The sequence below is a fragment of the Phaeobacter sp. G2 genome, assembly GCA_025163595.1.
Taxonomy (GTDB): domain Bacteria; phylum Pseudomonadota; class Alphaproteobacteria; order Rhodobacterales; family Rhodobacteraceae; genus Pseudophaeobacter.
In genome coordinates this window covers 1,509,520-1,527,048 of record CP104100.1, presented here as the reverse complement: position 1 = coordinate 1,527,048, position 17,529 = coordinate 1,509,520, and the positions used below count along the sequence as shown (strand labels likewise).

Genomic DNA, 17,529 nt, shown 5'->3' with positions numbered 1-17,529 from the left:
TTCAGATCACAGTAGGCCTTGTTACCTTGCGATAAGTTTAATCACGGGCTGAAGTGGTCCCAGCAGGCCGGACCATTGGGAAAGGTGGCGTTGCAAGCTCTGCAGTGCAGCCCGTCATTCCCGAGTTCCCCGGACAGCATTGGATCAGAACTTTACGGAGAAAGCCCCTTCGTTTCAGCCGTTGAATTTGCGGGCTGTGGTCAATAAAGAAAACAGTACAAACTGAAAACCATGGAGAGCGGTGCTCTTCTGGGTTCGGAAATGAGTAGAGTGTGAAACAGGCTGTGGCAGAACTAAAGGTCGATTTTGTCAGCGGGTCAGTCGCGCACCGCCTGCGGTTCGGTGGCGGCCGTGGTCAAGACTTGGCAAAGGCTATGGGGCTGCGGGCGGGAAAAACGCCAACGATTGTTGATGCAACTGCCGGGCTGGGCCGCGATTCATTTCTCCTGGCCTCTCTGGGTGCGCAAGTGACCTTGATAGAGCGATCAGAAAAAATGCACGCCTTACTGGCGCAGGGTATGCAACGCGCCGAGCAAGAAGGCGGTCAGTTTCGCGAAATTATCAGCCGCATGACCCTGTTAAAGGGCGACTCCAAAGATTTGATCCCCGCGTTATCCTGCGACGCAATATTAATAGACCCGATGCACCCTGAACGGAAAAAGTCAGCGCTGGTGAAACAGGATTTGCGTCAGGTTCGAGAGCTGGTCGGCACTGACGATGACGCGGCAGATTTGGTTCGCATAGCGATTGAACACGCGCAAAAACGGGTGGTTCTCAAGTGGCCTGCAAAAGCAGATCCGATAGCTGGGGTTCAGAAATGCACCCACCAAATTCGCGGCAAAACAACGCGATATGATGTTTTTATGGTCGGCTAAGCAAGGGCATGTCGCCCAACTGTTGCAATACCCAGGGCCCGCCCCCAGACTGGATCGGCGAGCACTGCTATTCCAGCTCCCCGCGATTTTACCAGTCTGACCGCGCCCGGAGACCAGCCATCAAAACAGACTAAAGAACTTCGATATCGATGGTTCGGAACTGGTCAAGCAGGGCTGTGGCGGCGGTGTGGTTGGTGATCACCGTTGAGATCTCTGCCACGTCCCAAGCACGCACGCGATTGGTGGTGCCCAGTTTTGTGTGGTCAGCCAACGCCACTGTCCGCCGCGCCTGCGCTGCCATCGCGATGGAGATTTCGGCCTCCTGCAGGTCATAGAAATATGAGCCTTTTTCCGGGTGCAGGGCAACCGGGGCGGAAAAGCACAGATCGACCTCAAAACGCCGGATTTCTGACAGGGTAAGCTCGCCCACTGTTGCGGGCACATCTGCGGCGATCCGCCCCCCCAGCAGGATCACATCCATTCCGCCAGCCTGCAAGGTGGTAGCAATGTCCAGCGAATTGGTGATGACGGAAACCCCCGGAACCTTCACCAGTTCGCGGGCGAAGACAGCGGTGGTTGATCCGGCATCCACCATGATCGTCTGACCGGGCTGGATCAGGCCGACGGCCTTTTTTGCCATTTCGGATTTTGCCCGGATCTGGGTCGTCATCCGTTGGTGAAAAGGATCCTCGGAGCGGGCCTCTGGCAGGATGGCACCGCCGTGGACGCGTACAACTTTGCCGATCTCTTCCAGGTCGAGCAGATCACGGCGCACGGTTTCGCGCGAAACGCCCAGCATCCCGGCCAGATCATTGGCGCTGACCTGCCGGTTGGCCGTAAGCATCGACACAATCCGCTGATGACGCTCCTTTGCCCACATCAGACCGTCCCTTTGCTCCGACTGCGACGCCCCATCAGCGCCAAGGTTGCCTTCATTGACAAGACCGCTACACAGACCACCGCCATCACGCAAGTGGAGAAGGCTGCGGCCTGTGACGTCAGCCCGGCATCGTCCAGGCGCATGATCGTCACGGCGGCGACGCTCAGGTTTGGCGTGGTCAGGAAAACCACAGCCGAAAGCGTCACCATGGAGCGCATGAAGAGGAAGAAAAAGACAGAAACCAGCATCGGCGCAATAAAGGGCGCCACGATGTCGCGCGCAGTGCGGCCCAGCCCAGCGCCGAGGCTTCCGGCGGCTTCTTCCAGCGCCGCGGGCAATTGGCGAAACCCTGTCATCACTGTCAGGAACCCCTGTGTGTGGTAGTGGTAAAAGTTGACGATGGCGATCAGCGCAGCGGTGCCATACAGCAGGTAAAGCGGCGTCGCAGTGGAGTTAAAAGTCAGGATATAGGCCAGCCCCAGCACCATGCCCGGCACGGCGGCAGGCATCGCCGCAAGGATCTGGATCGGCTGGGCAAGGCTCTGTGGCAGGCGGCGCAGGCCGAGACCCAGCATGAACACCGCAATGGTGCCGCCGACGGCAGCTGCCAAAGAGACAAGGATCGTCATCCAAAGTGACGAATACCCCCCTGCCAGGGTGATGTTGTAGTGTTTAAACGACAATGACATGTTGTAGGGCCACAGCTTCACAAAGCTGGCATAGACCACGATCCCGATCACCGCGACAATGGCTGAACAAATCACCAGCGAGACAGCAGCCATGCTCAGGTCGCGCAGCGGTGCAAAGCTGGGCTGGTATGCGACCTGCCCGGTGGTCTGTCCGGCCTGCTGCCGCTTCATCGCTTGGCGTTCGATACTGTAGGAAATGACCGTGGGCAGCAGCAACATGATGCCAACCACGGCGCCCATGTTAAAGTTCCTCTGACCAACGACCTGGCTGTAGATCTCTGTGGCCAATACGGAATAATCGCCGCCGATCACCGCAGCATTGCCAAAGTCGGTGATTGTGATGGTAAAGCAGACAAACGCTGCATTCAGCACCCCAAATCGCGCGGCTGGCAGGGTCAGATCGCGAAACTGCCGCCAGGGCGACGCCCCCATGACCTCTGCCGCCTCATAGGTGCGGGCATCCAACAGGACCAAAGCCGCGCCAATGATCATCACCGCCTGCGGCAGTGCATAAAGCGTATTGGCGATCAGTAGCCCCCAAAACCCATAGATCTCGATCTCAACCCCAAGCGCCCGGCTGATGACGCCATTGCGCCCCAGCAAAAAGATAAGCCCCAGCGCCTGCACCAGAGACGGCGCCAGCAATGGCAGCACGATCACGCTGCGGATCAGCCATTTGCCCCTGAAGGCACAGCGGTATAGCCCATGGGCAATGATAAAGCCCAGAAAGACACTGAGCACCGTGGTGGCGCCCCCCATCGCCAACGAATGCCGCGTCGCCCGCCAGAAACCGGCAGAGCCGAGGACCTCGGTATAGTTGCCGATACCATAGCTGTCTGCGACGGTGATGGAGCGCAGGAAGACGATCACCATCGGGTAGGCAAAAAACAAGATCAACCCAAGCAACGGCAGGCCTACGCAGGCAAGTGTCAAAAGGCGATCGCCGTCAAAGTGACGGTGCAATGCGGGGCGGGAGGTCTGGTCGGTGGTGTTCATGCTGTAACGGTCTTTGGCTGATCCACGTCATCAAGAACCCAGGTACAGGCCTGTGAGGCGATGCTCAGATCTACGGAGTCTCCAGTACCACAGGGGGCCCTGCCGTGTGTTTCGACCAGGAGAGGGCCGGCCGGGCTGTCCACTTCCAGGCGCTGCAAATTGCCCAGAAAACTGATACTTCGTACTGTGGCGTTGCCGTTCTGATCAGGTGTCAGGACGATCTGCTCGGGACGGATACAGGCGAGATATGTCTTGTTATCGGCGGGACAGGTGGACATCAGTTCCGGGAAATGCTGTCTCACCTCTTGGGTCGACAACAAGTTGCTGCTGCCCATGAACTCCGCCACAAACCGCGTGGCAGGACGGTGGTACAGATCTTCCGGCGTGCCTGCCTGCACGACGATGCCGTGGTTCATACAGATGATCTTGTCGGCAAGCGCAAGGGCCTCTTCTTGATCATGGGTCACCATAAGCGTTGGAATTTCCAGGGACCGCTGCACCTGGCGGATCTCGTCACGCAGGGTGGCGCGGACCTTTGCATCCAGCGCCGAAAGTGGTTCGTCCAGCAACAGCACCCGTGGATCGACGGCAATCGCCCGCGCCAATGCGATCCGTTGTTGCTGCCCGCCAGACAGCTGGCCGGGTAGCTTGTCAGCCACCTGTGGCAGTTTCACCAGATCCAAAAGCTCCGTCACCCGTTCCGCAATTTCAGCGGCGGGAATATCGCGGATCTTCAGACCATAGCCGATGTTTTCTGCCACGCTCATGTTTGGAAACAGCGAATAAGACTGAAAAACGATACCAAAGCCACGCTTGCGTGCAGGCAGGTCGGACAGCGCCGCCCCCTCCAGGGTGATTTCTCCGCCATCCAGATCAGCCAATCCAGCGATCAGACGCAGCAGGGTGGTCTTGCCGCATCCAGAAGGGCCCAGAAGGCAGACAAATTCGCCCTTCTCGATCTCGATCGAGACGCGATCAAGCGCGGTGAAGGTACCATAGGTTTTTGTGGCGTCACGGACGGTTAAATACATAGGGGATCTTTCCTGGCGTACGGGCGGCTGGGTACCGGCCCGGGTAGACGTGGGGCGACCCTGGCCGCCCCAGTGTTTGGCTTAGCGGCCGAACTTCTCTTTCCATAGTGCCTTCACCGAAGACTGCTGCGTCGAGGCCTTAACAAAATCCACATCCGCGAGGATCGTTGAGATATCGGCAGGCAGGCCAGCCGCCTCTGCGGCTTTGGAGGCATCAACACCCGGCACTGTGATCAGGGCTTTGTAGGTCTGATACAGCCCGATGGCCTCATCCGACATGGTCCAATCCAGGAACGCCTTTGCGGCCTCCTTGTTGTCCGAACTTGCCATCAGGCCTGAGGCTTCCAGCTCATACCCAACGCCACCTTCGGGAAAGACCATGGCCAGCGGATAGCCTTCCTCGATCGACTGCATCGCGGTAAAGGCCAGCGAGATCCCGACGGTGTATTCCCCCACGCGGGCCGCTTTGCACGGCTTCGACCCAGAGGAGGTATACTGCGCCATGTTTGGATCAACAGCTTCAAGCTGGGCCCAGCCCGCCTCTTCTCCCATGCCCTGTAAGACAGCGTTTACATGCAGGTAGCCGGTGCCGGAAGAGTTTGGATCAGGCATCACCACCTCACCTTTGAAGGCCGGATCTTGCAGATCCGTCCAGCTGGTTGGCATCGTTAGCCCCTTCTCCTCCAGCCGCGCAGTATTGACGCAGAAGGCGCCCATGTAGCCAATCGGGGCGAACCATTTGCCATTTTCGCCTCGGAACGTGTCGGGCAGCACCTCGACACCCGCGGCCTGATAGGCTTCCAGCATCTCAAGGATCTGTGGGTCCATCATGGCGCTGACCGCCCAGCCCCAGATCACATCTGCCTGCGGATTGCCCGCTTCGGCCAGAAGCCGCGCGCCGAGCTTGCCGGTGGAAAGACGCAGAACGTTGATCTTGGTATCGGGCATAGCGGCCTGCGCTGCGGCAACATATGCGGCGATCTCTTCTTCTTCCAGCGCGGTGTAAACCGTCAGGTCATCGGCAAGGGTGGGTGCGGCAAAGCCAAGGGCTGCCAGCGAGAGTGCGGTGGTCTGCATCCAGGTTTTCATCGTGATCTCCTTGTTGGTCCATATCTGTTGGCCCGGACCTGTATCCGGAAAGCTGCGGGTCCTTGTGATGACCCGTTCTGATTGCCCCGCTCTGTTTTTAAACTTGGGGTTATTTGTGTAGTCTTGCGTTTTTGTGGCATTTGTCTACAACAAATTCCCAACACCGATGCCCACAGCCCGCCAACCCGCGCAATTGAGGAATTTTTATGCAGATGATGACGACTCTTTCTGAACCGGAGATGCTGGCCCAGTTTGCTGATCGATTGGCCAATACCACCGATACAATGGCCATGAGCTATTTCCGCAACCCGCTGGACATCGAGTCAAAAGCGGACGATTCGCCCGTTACCCAGGCGGACCGCGCCATCGAAGAAGAAATGAGGCGGCAGATCACGGAGACCTTTCCAACCCATGGGATTCTCGGAGAAGAACAGGAATCCATACGGTTAGAGGCCTCCCATTTGTGGGTCATTGACCCAATCGACGGCACAAAGAGTTTTCTGTCCGGCATGCCAACCTTTGGAACGCTGATCGCCTGCATGACCGATGGCAGGCCCGATCTGGGGGTTGTTTCAATCCCGCCCACCAGCGAACGCTGGGTCGGTCAGCGTGGCAAGCCCACCCTGCTCAACGGCAGAGCCTGCAAGACCAGCGCCAAGGCGCAGCTTGCCGATGCGATCCTGTATACCACCAGCCCCGACAGCTTTGACGCCGCGGGTTTGGCACAGTTTGAGACCCTGTCCAAACGCGCTGCTCTGCGGCGGTTTGGCGGCGATTGCTATGGCTACGGCCTGCTGGCTTCGGGGCATGTGGACCTCCTGTTCGAGATGAACCTGCAACCCTATGACTACATGGCCCTTATCCCGGTCATAGAAGGCGCAGGCGGCGTGATTACCGACTGGGATGGACAGCCGTTGACGCTGGCCTCCGAGGGAAAAGTCATCGCAGCCGCCAGCACCACACTCCACGCAGAAGCGCTGGCAGCTCTGCGCAGCGACGGCCCAAACCGCTAGTCCAGCCCCGTGTTTGATCCCAAGGACTGATTATGTGATCCGTTCGTATTCATTCCGGCGGGGCTGCGAGCAACGCCCCACAGATCAGACTACGGTGGCTCTGCCGCTGTGCAGCAGATCGGGACGGGAATGGGGCCATGACCTGGGGCATATCTGCGGCCTGCCACGCCACCACTGCCGAGCGTTTTCGGGCCAATGACAAGGGTGAAACCATCGCTGCACACCCCTGTAAAATGCGCCAACATAGCCCCCATTCCACCCGGCTTGTTCGTCAAAACACATCTGCCCAGCAGCCCATTGATTTTCGCGCCTAATTGTCGTTTTGCCCCTTGCGAATAAAAGGGAACAGAAATAGAAGGTGTCGCAGACTGTGTGGCAGGACACCACGTGCCACGGTTAAGTCCTGTAAAAGGCGAGTTGGCGGAGTGGTGACGCAGCGGATTGCAAATCCGCGTACACCGGTTCGATTCCGGTACTCGCCTCCAAACAAAATCAAGTACTTAGTCAGATTTTGACAGTTGACGCCATCGGCGTCTAAACAAATGTCTAAACATTCTGTTTTTGTTCTGTTCCACAACCACGCCAATTCTAGACTGGAATTTTACTCCTACGCCGCGACGAACTCTCAGGAAAGATGACACGCGAGGCTTGCAAGCAGCATAAAACAAGCTCAACCATAGCAGCACATGCGGGCATAGGAGTTGTTGCAGTGTTTTTTGTTATTGCAGGTCGCATCATTGCATGGGCCATGATGGGCTTAGGTGTACTACGCGTGGTAATGGGCTTTATCGTCGCTTCTACTTCTGAAGACGCCGCGGCCTTCGAGGCCGCGTCGAGGCGCTATCTTGGCGGCTCAACTTCCGGCGAGGCAATCGATAAGGGCCTGCTCTATATAGCAACCGGCATCGCATTCGGCCTTCTGGTTAGAATTGCGACGCGCGATAACCACCCTTCCAGTTCAGACTAGGACACATTGCCTTGGCTAGCACGCTTTTCTTGCGCTTGAAGTGCCCGCACCCTCTGACGAACTTTTTTCGTGTAATGCAGAACCATCGCCGGACTTTGCCCTGTGACCGAGGCGACCAGATCGTCACTACAGCCTGCTTCCACAAGCTCACAGGCAGCGTTGTAGCGCCAGCTATGGATATCATAGCGAATGGCACCAATGCGCTCCCTGACGTTTCTAACAGCCTGTGACGCCCCACGATATGACCAACGATTGGTTCCGCGCTCATTGGTCAAGATAAACATCGAATGCCGACTGGCGCCATTCAGCGCCGCTTGAAGTTCGGAAAGGATAGGAATCCAGAGTTCCTTGCCGGTTTTGTTCTGGCGAATAACAAAGCCACCATCCTGAATATCAGACCAGCGCATTTCCAACACGTCTCCGATCCTCTGCCCCGTACCGAGACACAGCTCCATCAGCAGCCGCTCCCGAGTGCCGAAGGCGCATGCACCGCGATAAGCTTCAAGAAGCTCTTGGGGCCAAGGATCGCGCTGTTGCTTTTCGGATTTAATCTCTGACACGCCCTTCGCCGGGTTGCTATCGCACCAGCCGAGATCCACACAATGCTCCATAAGGACCCGCAGCACACGCAGGGAGTAATTCGCAAAGTAAATTTTGTCCGCATTCGCGTCCCGCAACCGGATGACGTCTTTGCGCTTCATGTTGACTGGATTGGCGCCAGCCATGATTGACAGGAAGAATTCCAGATACTTGTCATAATCGAGCGCAGTTCTTGGCTTGAGCCGCGTATAGCGAGGCGACTTTCGGTAATCGCTAATCAAAGCCGAGAAGCTCCTAACATTGACCCGCTTGGGCTCCGCCCTGCCCGCAAGAATGTCGGCATATTCCTTCCAGAACTCCGGCGACCCAAAGTCGTGCTGGAACTTTCTAGACGGCCAGCCGCGACGCTGAAAGTATAGCCCGTTTCGCTGGCGATAGACGTGCTTGGGAAGTTCACGCTTTGCCATGACGCATTTCTATCCTCTCAAATTCGTCCAGCTCGTCGGACGATTTAAGCACAAGTTCGATCTTGCGTCCGTCCAAAGTGACACGGCTAACGGACTTTCCAGCCCTCTCGAACGCTGCAAGCGCTCTCAATGCCCTTTCCTCAATCGTTGTCCGTGCCATCTCACTTACCTTGCAGTCTTTCCATAAAAGTGCGCTTGCGCATCCTTTCGGCTGAATGGGCTGTTAGACCCATGCAAGCTCACTACGGAAAAAATACTCGTCAGCTGATTCGCTGACAACCGAGCAGACCGGAAAACGGAAATATTTCAGTCAGGGGGTGTCAGTAAACGTATACAACGAAACGTGCTTTGTTCTCCACAAAGCATCCACTTTGAAAAAAAACGAAACCCCGATCAAGAAAAAACTTGACGTGACCCGCACCAAAATCTGGCCAAATGTTACAATTTCGGGGTGTCAGTAAATGTATACAGGAACAAGGGGGGGAGGTGTTTGTGGCTCGCCCTTCTCTTCCTCCGATACTTGAAGTCTCCGGAAGAAAAGGGCTTGAGGCGAAAGAATAGCAGGCACGCGGGCAAAATGGAACGCTCAAGGCGCCGCGTCCACTCTTTGGCGCCCCACTCCTGCAGCAAAGCCATAGGGGCCCTCCTTGCTAGCGTCTAAGCGCCCCTATGGCTGCGAAGACTCTTCTCCCACCGAAGGAGCCGAAAACCGCAGGAGGTCAGCAATGCGCAGATAGCGACCTTTGCAAAATCTGCCTTTCGACCTAGGAATATAGCCTGTGACCGCTGCGCTACCGTATGAAAGCGGACATTGTGAACTCCATGTCGCAAATTCACTGGTCGGACTGTGTCTAGGCGGACATTGCTACACTTAAAGAACTGAGCCGCAATGACTTCTCCCAGTCCGACACAGACAGCAGTTCTCAAAAATGTGACCTTTTCTTTTCGACCTATTAAGATTGTCGGTTTTTTTGTCAGGGCAGTTCCTTGGGTCTTTAGATTCGATAAGGGATTTTGCTGCAAAGCTCTCAAGATGAAAGTTACCGTTTCAGATGCAGCACTCATGATGATCGCCACGGCCATTGTGATCTGTTCACCAATCTTGCCGCTGTTTATGCAGGCACGCCCACAAGTTGGAGACATCGCATTGGTTGTTGCGTCTCCTTGGGGAGATGCCGCATGGATTGCTAACAAGGCCGGCGTGCAAGAAGTGGCACCAGAGCGCGCGCCCTTGGGTGTTCTGGTTGCTCTGGAAAGTCCTGAAAGCGTTTCCCAGCTTTACGCGCATGGTGCTTGGCTGGTTATTGATGGTGAAAGAGTCTTAGAAATATGCGCAATATGAAACCCTCCGGGGATAAATCGAGTTCCGTCAGCGGGATCTTTGCAAACGAACGTAGCATTCAGCAAATCACCAGTTGGCTCTTGGTGCCAGGCCCGGCAGTTGCCGCACTCTACCTTAATGGCAATGGCAATTGGTGGGTCTTTGCGGGTTTCAGCATGGTGCTAGGTGTTCTTACCTATGTGTCAAAGGCCCTGCCTCCCTCAACAAGAGACTACTTGTTGAGTTTCAGCTTTGTGGCCCACTGTATCTTGCTGACAGCATCGCTGAGTGGCCACGCTTGGCAGCTAGATGCCCATATGATGTTCTTTGCGGCTCTTGCCATTGTCTCAACCTTAGCAAACCCTAGGGCATTGATCTTTGCAACTGTCTTGATCGCGCTGCACCATATTTCCTTTAGCGTTCTGTTGCCCAAGATGGTGTACCCCAGTGGTGATTTGATGGCGAACCTGCAGCGCACCGTTTTGCACGCAGGTATTGTTTTGCTGGAAGCGGGCGTTTTGTTGCTTAGCATGCTCAAAAGTATCGCGGCCGATACTGAGCTTAAACACCAGCAAGAAGAAGCAAGCGCGCAGACCCTTGTTGCTGAAGAAGCGCAGGCAAAGGCCACCAAAAGCCAGCAAGATGCTGAACATGTGGTGAAAACTGTAGGGTCACATCTGGGTGAGATGGCACGTGGCCGGTTGGATTGCACGATCAGTGGGAGTTTCCCGGGTGAATACGAAGAGCTACGCACGAACTTCAACACAGCGGTGGTCTCGCTGAAAGACACTATGAAACAGGTGGTTGGGGCAAGTGAGAGCATTAAAAACGGGGCCACTGAAGTCAGCCAAGCCTCGGATGATCTGTCGCATCGGACCGAAAGTCAGGCCGCCACGCTGGAAGAGACGGCCGCAGCCTTGGAAGAAATGACAGTCTCGGTGAAATCTGCTGCAGATGGTGCCCGCAATGTTGAAAACACCATGGATGAGGCTCGCAAGGAAGCCGAAAGCAGCGGTGAAATTGTCACCAAGGCGGTTGCAGCGATGTCAACAATTGAGAGTTCCTCTGATCAGATTGCGCAGATCATTAGTGTTATTGATGATATCGCTTTCCAGACCAACCTTCTGGCCTTGAACGCTGGTGTTGAAGCTGCGCGTGCTGGGGAAGCAGGCAAAGGGTTTGCGGTTGTTGCTTCCGAAGTACGCGGATTGGCGCAGCGGTCTGCCGATGCAGCGACTGAGATTAAGGTGCTAATCACCGAGAGTTCGAAGCAAGTTGAGCAGGGCGTTACCCTGGTTGGCGATGCCGGAAAATCCATCGGCACCATTGTCAGAAGGGTGAACGAAATTTCAAAACTGATTTCAGACATTGCCAATGGCGCGGTTGAGCAATCAACGGGCCTAGGGGAAATCAACACCGGTGTTAGCCAGCTGGACAATGTGACCCAACAAAACGCCGCAATGGTGGAACAGGCGACTGCCGCTGGCCACATGTTGCAGGCTGATGCAACCAAACTCTCGGGCTTGATGGCACGGTTTGAATTGGATCAACAAACTTCGGTGACGCCTAGCAGCGCTGCTGCTTAGGGCAGAGACAAAAACTGAAATCGGGGTTCCGTAGCAGACCATTGCCGCTACGATTTGAATTCACAAAGAGCGGTTACTGCATATCGCGGCCATTGGTTGGAGGTGCGGCATTTGTTTGGACAGCTATTACCCTTTGAATGGCAGATTCGGGAAGTTAGGCCAGTTTCGTTGGCCTCTCTGTATAGACGAAGCTACGCAAAGCACGAATGTCGTGAAAGGGCTGACTGCCGCCAATACCTACTTATTGAATACCTGCATATGCCCTCTTTGGCGTGCCGCCGCCTTCCAGTGTTTTTTACGCACGCCTTCGGGCTCAAGATGGGCGTATTTTCCGCCTGAAAACTTTGGCCAGTCCAAAGCTAGCCCTAAGCGCACCATTTCTGCGCTCAAGTCGCGCCCGTCTGGTAGGAAACAGGTTGCGACCAGACGATCGTAAGAGAGCTCTGGTTCGATCTCTGCTGTGATCACCTGCCCTCTACAAAGCTGAACAAGCTCCCACTTGGCTTTCTTGCCCCATGGGTGTTCCATTTCTGGCGCATCAATCCCAGCCAAGCGTAAACTCACCTTGCCAATCCTGATTGTATCCCCGTCAACAACATAGCATTTTCCGGAAAGCGTCGTCTCATGCGTAGGCTCTGGAAGGTCTGTCGGGGTCGCAATAGGAGCAGCCGATTTTACGGGAACAGCACGCGGCGGAACGAAGTCCCTTATAGGTGGACGTTTGGCCACTCTTTGGCTTTGAAAGAGAAGACGCCAGATAAATTTGATCATCACGAAGCACTTTGAATGAATAGAGAAATCACAACCTCTGACTGTGCGACAGATCGAGCACCCGATCAATACCTGCGGCTATTTCATAGCCCTTACGTCAGAAGACGTATCCGTTCTCCTTGGCAGCCAAGCAGCACCTTGAAGGATTACGAAAGAGGGAAGTTTCGATCTAAACATTCACGCAATGTTCCCCGCATTTCAGCCTTATATCTAAACATAATTCCACTTATTTTCAGACAGATACCTAGTCTTGCAAATCCGCGTACACCGGTTCGATTCCGGTACTCGCCTCCATTTAAAAACAATTACTTACATCACTCCTTGCCGTGTTTGGGCCCCCGCGTTTACAGGGGCGTTTACATTTTTGTGTCTTGAGACAGTAATTTTGCTCGATTGAGCTTGCGCAGAGCCGCATCGCTTTCGTCCGGGCTAACCTGCGCATATTCGATCGGCAACCAGGACCTTCTCCTAGAAGATGCTGAAACAGCAGCCGCTGCTGGAATCGGTCATTTAGAACAGGGTAGGTTTCAATTTCCCACTGATAGGCTCCAAGAACTGTCCGTCAGGCTTCGAGGGTTCGTAGCTCTCGCTGAAAGGCTAGCGGGTGATCTGTCCGAAACAACTCTCCTGAGTCCGCCATGATCCACAGGGCGTTGGGGCATTTGGTCACTTTGTGGGGTCCTTGCGTGCAATCCCGTCCGCAACAAGCTGTTCGACCGGAATGCGCAGGAACTGTTCCAGCCGGTCGAGGTAGCCGGCGAAGTCAGCTATTTCCTCTTCCGTGAAGACATCCCTTAGGGCAGCGCGGCGGTGGGCCATGACCGGGGCCGCCCGATCATAGGCGGCACGCCCTTGCGACGTGATCTCTACCATGGTCTGCCGCGCGTCTTGGCTGCTGCGCTGCATGGCGACGTAGCCCTTTTTCCGCATGTCCGGCAGGGCGCGGCTGAGCAGCGAATGATCCGCGCGCTGGATCGCGGCAAGATCGCGGATGGTCATCGGCCCGGCTTCGACAAGATCCCACAGTGTCCGCCACTCGACGATCGACAGCCCCCCGGCGAGGTCGAGGAACTTGCGGCCCTGGGTCCGCGACGCGGCGTAGACGGCCGGCAGGCGCGAAAAGATGTTCAGGCCTTCACGCTCCATCCGGGCGCGCACCTGGTCGGCGTCTATCTTTCCCTGTTCGGTCACGGCTTCTCCTCTCATCTGGTCATCTGGCAAATCATGGAGAAAAAGATTTTGCGTGACAAGTCATATAATTTCTGCAAGCCTTTGTGTGGGGCTCCGGGAAACCGGGCCTGCGTGCCTTTGGAGGAAGGCACGGGTTCAAGGGAGGACAGTATGATCAAGACAGTGATAATCGGGGCCGCGCTAGCAATCGCGCCCATAGCGGCGACCGCACAGGCGACGCTGACAGCGGAAACCACCACGCCGGGGTCGACCCCGCATTACATCGACACCACTCTGGCCGGGATCCTCGACAGTGCGGGCGTTGCGACGCTTCAGATCACCGAAGGCGCAACGCTAACCAATTCGGTGCAGGCCGTTGCCGAGGGCCAGCTTGACATGGCCCCCGCGCCGCTGATCCTGCCATTCCTGCTATCCCGCGGCATTGGCCCTTATAGCGGTATCGGTGCCGAAGATGGCGCTAGGCTGGCCGAAAACCTGCGGGTGATCTTCTGGAATTCAGGGTCGGCGCAGATCTTCGCCTACTACAACAACAACCCGGTCGAGGACATCCGTGCCCTGGACGGCCTGCGGATCTGGAACGGCCCGCCGCGCGGCGCCGCGCTGACCTCGGGCCGGGCCATGGTTCAGCTCTTGTCAGGATTGAAGGACGGCGAGGGCTATGAGGGCATCCAGACCCCCTGGCCCGACGCGGTATCGACCATCACCGGTGGCGGCGCCGATGCCTGGACCTCACCCGAGGGGCTGCCCTCGGGCCGACAGATCGCCATCGCGGCCGCGGGCGGAATCACTATGCATGATATCCCCTCCGATCTTCTGGCCAGCACGCTGGGCCAGCAGATCGTTGCGGCGCCCGGCCACGCACCCTATTCGCTGCCGGTCGAGGATTTCCGCAACGCCTATGCCGGCAACGACATCACCGTCGTGACCGACGACGATACCTTCGACACCTACGCCACCGCATTCGGGCAGATCGTCAACGCCTCGATGGACGAGGATCTGGCCTACCGGATCACCAAAGCCTACCTGGACGGGGAACGCCGATTCATCGAAGGATCGCCGCGCGGTCCGTTCTCGCGGCTCAGTTTCGGGGACATCGACGGCGTGTCGCAAGGCGCCTGCGGAGCTGTGCAGGTCAAGATGCACGCCGGCGCGATCCGCGCCTTTGAAGAGGCGGGCCATACGGTCGCCGATTGCCTGCGTCCATAACGCCTGAACTTGCCTGAACAACATGGAGGGGCTGGTTTTCGGCCTCTCCCTTGGGGACTTGTGCGCAATGACATCTCAGACATCCATCATCCTGCCGCTTGGCCGGCGCATCGCGATACTTCTGGCGCTGGTGCTGGTCTTTGTCGGCATGGCCAACACCATGCCCGAAATTCCCGGCCTGCAGGATTGGGCGCGGGATGTCACAGGGCGGCCGTTCTTCCGGGTGTCGAACTTCCCGCCCGAGTATTTCTACCCCCCCGTCTTCATGCTGATGATGGTGATCGTGGCGCTGGATGCCAGCGTCTACCGGGCGTGGAAGCTGGACAAACCTCAATTCGCCTGGTTTGGGCTGATGCTGGATGTCGGCCTGGTGATCGCGGCCTTTCTTGCCGCCTTCGGCTTTCTGGTCGAAATCGATTCCATCTGCCTGATCGACCAGATCACCGGTGAACGCGCGCGGCTGATCCAGGACGCGGCGGAACGCTCAGCAGGGGCGATCCCCGGCATCTCGTTCGAGGCCGAGGTGCCCGCCTGTCAGGCCCGTTTCGGGATCTGGATTCTGCCGCTGCTGTTCACGATCATCACGCTGTTCTTCCTCTACAACATTCGCATCTGGGGCCTGCCGCTTGTGGCGGTGGCCAGCATCGTCGTGCTGTACACTGTGGGCACGGCGCTGATCTGGGTTTTCGATCTGTCGGATAACAACTTCCTGCTGACCAAGCTGGGCGCCGAGGGTGGCGATCCGACTGCCGCCGCGATTCAGAAAGCGACGAACGTCTTCGTGACCCCTGACGGCTTCATGGGCCGGTTCATGGACATCGTCGTGAACCAGGTCTTTCCCTATGTGGTGCTTGGTGCTCTGTTCGGCACCTCGGCGGGCGGCACATCTCTGATCAAGCTGGCGGTGCGGGCCACGCGCAACCTGCGCGGCGGGCCCGCGCATGCGGCCATCGTATCCTCTGCCATGTTCGGCACCATTACCGGCGGTCCAGTGACCAACGTGCTGTCCACCGGTCGCCTGACAATCCCGATGATGCGCCGTAACGGGTTTTCACCGCAGTTCGCCGGCGGGGTCGAGGCCGCAGCCTCGTCCGGCGGGCAGATCATGCCGCCGGTCATGGGGGTCGCGGCCTTCGTCTTGGTGGCTTTGACGGCGGTGCCCTACACCAAGGTCATCACCGCCGCCTTCCTGCCCGCGATGTTCTTCTTCTTCTCGATCTTCCTGGCCGTCATGTTCCAGGCCCGGCGCGAGAAGGTCGAGGCCATGCGCGAGGTCCCCGACGACCTGATCATGGTCCGGCAGGATTGGTACAACCTGATCATCATCATCGTGCCGATCGCGACGATCCTGTTTCTGCTTCTGGGCAGCAAGGACGCCATCGGCGGCGGCCTGCTCGCCGCCATCCTGCCGGACGCGGCCCTCCGTACGATAACCAATTCGACTGGCGACGCCGTGTCAGCGGGCTGGTGGGCGGTCGCCGTCCTGATCCCGCTGCTGTTGCTGGACCCCGAGACGCGGGCTAAGCCATCAAAGATCCTTGCCTCCTTGGCTGATGGCGGGCTGCTGATCTCGCGCCTGTTCCTGCTCTTGTTCGCGGTGTCGATCATATCGGCCTTCCTGAACGAAAGCGGCCTGACCGGAGAGCTGACGCGCGCCGTAACCTCCTGGCTGGAGAAGGCGCAGGTGCTGCGGATCTTTGGCTTAGAAGTACCGATCGTCGGTGGCGTCTACCTGATGCTGGCGCTGACCTGCGCCATGTTCTGCGCGATCCTGCTGGGCATGGGGATGCCCACGGTTCCGGCCTATGTGAACGTGGCCCTGCTGCTGGGGCCGCTGCTCACCAACCTTGGCGTCAGCTTCTTCACCGCCCATATGTTCGTCTTCTACTTCGCGGTCGCATCAGCAATCACGCCGCCCGTCGCCGTCGCCGCTTTTGCCGCAGCCTCGATCACCGGGGCCGAGCCGATGCGCACCGGCTTTGCCGCCGTCCGCGTGGGAATCGTCATGTTCACGATCCCCTTCATCTTTGCCTGGTACCCCGAGCTTTTGCTGATCCCCGAGGCGGTGATGATCACCGACGAAAGCGGCGCCAAGACCCTGATCGAAGGGTATAGCGGCGAGGTCGAACTGGCTGCCCTTGGGCTTTTGTCGCTGCGGCTGATCCTGGCGCTGTACCTCGTGGCGTCGGCGCTGGCGCGGTTTGACCGTGGCCCGATGCGCGCCTGGGAAATCGCCTGCAGGCTGCTCCTTGCGGTGCTCATCATGTGGAAGACCGATCCCGTCATGTGGGTCGGCATTGTCGCCGGGCTGTCGCTGATCAGTCTGCATATTATTCTGTCTCGGAGGTCAAATGAACCCGCCCCTACTTGAATTCGCCTTCCGCCTCGAAGTGAAGCTTGGTCCGATCCGCGAAATGGGCCCCGGGCGGGCTGGTCATCGCCGGATCATCCCGATCATCGGCGGTACGGTCAGCGGCCCGAAGGTCAACGGGACGATCCTGAACCTTGGTGCCGACTGGCAAACCATCTTCGGGGACGGCACCGCCGAGCTGGACACCCGCTACGCGATGGAAACCGATGACGGTGCGACTATCGAGATCCGCAACTATGGCTTTCGCCATGGCCCGCCCGAGGTGATCGCAGCAATTGCCCGAGGCGAGGACGTGCCGCACGACAGCTATTACATGCGCACCCACGCCCTGCTGGAAACCGGAGACGAGCGCTACAACTGGGTCAACCGCACCCTTTTCGTGGGAACCGGTCAACGCCGCAACGCAAGCGTCATCGTCGATCTGTTCAGTCTGAATTGAAACGGGAACCATAGGCGGAGTGTGTGGAACGGGGATAGCCTAGGGTCGTGACGAATGACCGATATCGTGACTGGGCAGAACAGGATCATGAGGTTAG

General features: G+C 57.4%; 15 protein-coding genes, 1 tRNA gene and 1 pseudogene. 10 read left to right on the top strand and 7 right to left on the bottom strand.

Annotation, left to right across the window (positions count from 1 at the left end):
• The first annotated feature begins 272 nt into the window (after positions 1-272).
• Positions 273-875: a class I SAM-dependent methyltransferase gene (locus tag N1037_07310; protein UWS80808.1), complete on the top strand. Its 603-nt coding sequence runs from the start codon at positions 273-275 to the stop codon at positions 873-875.
• 130 nt (positions 876-1,005) lie between these two features.
• On the opposite strand, the gene N1037_07305 is transcribed toward N1037_07310, so the two are convergent.
• From N1037_07305 to N1037_07290, 4 genes are all read right to left on the bottom strand, one after another.
• Positions 1,006-1,719, bottom strand: coding sequence for a DeoR/GlpR family DNA-binding transcription regulator (locus N1037_07305; protein ID UWS81324.1), 714 nt, complete (start codon positions 1,717-1,719; stop codon positions 1,006-1,008).
• 35 nt (positions 1,720-1,754) lie between these two features.
• Positions 1,755-3,440 (bottom strand): ABC transporter permease subunit, encoded by a 1,686-nt coding sequence (locus N1037_07300; protein ID UWS80807.1) that lies wholly within the window; start codon positions 3,438-3,440, stop codon positions 1,755-1,757.
• Positions 3,437-4,471, bottom strand: a complete 1,035-nt coding sequence (locus tag N1037_07295; GenBank protein UWS80806.1) for an ABC transporter ATP-binding protein — start codon at positions 4,469-4,471, stop codon at positions 3,437-3,439. Before N1037_07295 ends, N1037_07300 begins: the two co-directional genes overlap by 4 nt.
• Before the next feature lie 81 nt (positions 4,472-4,552).
• Positions 4,553-5,560: an ABC transporter substrate-binding protein gene (locus N1037_07290; GenBank protein ID UWS80805.1), complete on the bottom strand. Its 1,008-nt coding sequence runs from the start codon at positions 5,558-5,560 to the stop codon at positions 4,553-4,555.
• A gap of 212 nt (positions 5,561-5,772) precedes the next feature.
• Here N1037_07290 and hisN point away from each other — a divergent pair, with 212 nt between their 5' ends.
• The 4 genes from hisN to N1037_07270 all read left to right on the top strand — a co-directional run bounded on the left by hisN (position 5,773) and on the right by N1037_07270 (position 7,540).
• Entirely contained in the window at positions 5,773-6,573 is an 801-nt protein-coding gene (gene hisN / locus N1037_07285; protein ID UWS80804.1) for a histidinol-phosphatase, read from the top strand.
• Between the two features lie 137 nt (positions 6,574-6,710).
• Complete coding sequence (locus N1037_07280) at positions 6,711-6,887, top strand: hypothetical protein (GenBank protein UWS80803.1); 177 nt, start codon at positions 6,711-6,713, stop codon at positions 6,885-6,887.
• 97 nt (positions 6,888-6,984) lie between these two features.
• Positions 6,985-7,058, top strand: a tRNA-Cys gene (locus tag N1037_07275).
• A gap of 224 nt (positions 7,059-7,282) precedes the next feature.
• Positions 7,283-7,540, top strand: a complete 258-nt coding sequence (locus N1037_07270; protein UWS80802.1) for a hypothetical protein — start codon at positions 7,283-7,285, stop codon at positions 7,538-7,540.
• Here N1037_07270 and N1037_07265 read toward each other — a convergent pair.
• Positions 7,537-8,547, bottom strand: coding sequence for a tyrosine-type recombinase/integrase (locus tag N1037_07265; protein ID UWS80801.1), 1,011 nt, complete (start codon positions 8,545-8,547; stop codon positions 7,537-7,539). The two genes, N1037_07270 and N1037_07265, sit on opposite strands and share 4 nt — an antisense overlap.
• Positions 8,548-9,436: 889 nt before the next feature.
• Between N1037_07265 and N1037_07260 the strand changes: the two genes are divergently transcribed.
• Positions 9,437-9,889: a hypothetical protein gene (locus tag N1037_07260; GenBank protein ID UWS80800.1), complete on the top strand. Its 453-nt coding sequence runs from the start codon at positions 9,437-9,439 to the stop codon at positions 9,887-9,889.
• Between the two features lie 578 nt (positions 9,890-10,467).
• Positions 10,468-11,412 (top strand): annotated as a pseudogene (locus N1037_07255) (methyl-accepting chemotaxis protein).
• Positions 11,413-11,691: 279 nt separating this feature from the next.
• Here the strand turns inward: N1037_07255 and N1037_07250 are convergent.
• Positions 11,692-12,225, bottom strand: a complete 534-nt coding sequence (locus N1037_07250; GenBank protein UWS80799.1) for a thermonuclease family protein — start codon at positions 12,223-12,225, stop codon at positions 11,692-11,694.
• A 666-nt stretch (positions 12,226-12,891) separates the two neighbouring features.
• Positions 12,892-13,416: a MarR family transcriptional regulator gene (locus N1037_07245; protein UWS80798.1), complete on the bottom strand. Its 525-nt coding sequence runs from the start codon at positions 13,414-13,416 to the stop codon at positions 12,892-12,894.
• A 48-nt stretch (positions 13,417-13,464) separates the two neighbouring features.
• Here N1037_07245 and N1037_07240 point away from each other — a divergent pair, with 48 nt between their 5' ends.
• The 3 genes from N1037_07240 (at position 13,465) to N1037_07230 (ending at position 17,432) form a co-directional block, all read left to right on the top strand.
• Complete coding sequence (locus tag N1037_07240) at positions 13,465-14,622, top strand: C4-dicarboxylate ABC transporter substrate-binding protein (GenBank protein UWS80797.1); 1,158 nt, start codon at positions 13,465-13,467, stop codon at positions 14,620-14,622.
• A gap of 67 nt (positions 14,623-14,689) precedes the next feature.
• Positions 14,690-16,993: a TRAP transporter fused permease subunit gene (locus N1037_07235; GenBank protein ID UWS80796.1), complete on the top strand. Its 2,304-nt coding sequence runs from the start codon at positions 14,690-14,692 to the stop codon at positions 16,991-16,993.
• A complete protein-coding gene (locus N1037_07230; protein UWS80795.1) occupies positions 16,974-17,432 on the top strand; it encodes a DUF3237 domain-containing protein in 459 nt (152 codons plus the stop codon). Before N1037_07235 ends, N1037_07230 begins: the two co-directional genes overlap by 20 nt.
• Positions 17,433-17,529: the final 97 nt, after the last annotated feature.

Excerpts from the sequence above, each read along its gene's own strand:
- N1037_07305 (UWS81324.1), bottom strand. The coding sequence starts at position 1,719 with ATGCTTACGGCCAACCGGCAGGTCAGCGCCAATGATCTGGCCGGGATG.
- N1037_07230 (UWS80795.1), top strand. The coding sequence starts at position 16,974 with ATGAACCCGCCCCTACTTGAATTCGCCTTCCGCCTCGAAGTGAAGCTT.
- N1037_07265 (UWS80801.1), bottom strand. The coding sequence starts at position 8,547 with ATGGCAAAGCGTGAACTTCCCAAGCACGTCTATCGCCAGCGAAACGGG.
- N1037_07290 (UWS80805.1), bottom strand. The coding sequence starts at position 5,560 with ATGAAAACCTGGATGCAGACCACCGCACTCTCGCTGGCAGCCCTTGGC.
- N1037_07280 (UWS80803.1), top strand. The coding sequence starts at position 6,711 with ATGACCTGGGGCATATCTGCGGCCTGCCACGCCACCACTGCCGAGCGT.
- hisN (UWS80804.1), top strand. The coding sequence starts at position 5,773 with ATGATGACGACTCTTTCTGAACCGGAGATGCTGGCCCAGTTTGCTGAT.
- N1037_07300 (UWS80807.1), bottom strand. The coding sequence starts at position 3,440 with ATGAACACCACCGACCAGACCTCCCGCCCCGCATTGCACCGTCACTTT.
- N1037_07260 (UWS80800.1), top strand. The coding sequence starts at position 9,437 with ATGACTTCTCCCAGTCCGACACAGACAGCAGTTCTCAAAAATGTGACC.
- N1037_07295 (UWS80806.1), bottom strand. The coding sequence starts at position 4,471 with ATGTATTTAACCGTCCGTGACGCCACAAAAACCTATGGTACCTTCACC.
- N1037_07250 (UWS80799.1), bottom strand. The coding sequence starts at position 12,225 with ATGATCAAATTTATCTGGCGTCTTCTCTTTCAAAGCCAAAGAGTGGCC.
- N1037_07235 (UWS80796.1), top strand. The coding sequence starts at position 14,690 with ATGACATCTCAGACATCCATCATCCTGCCGCTTGGCCGGCGCATCGCG.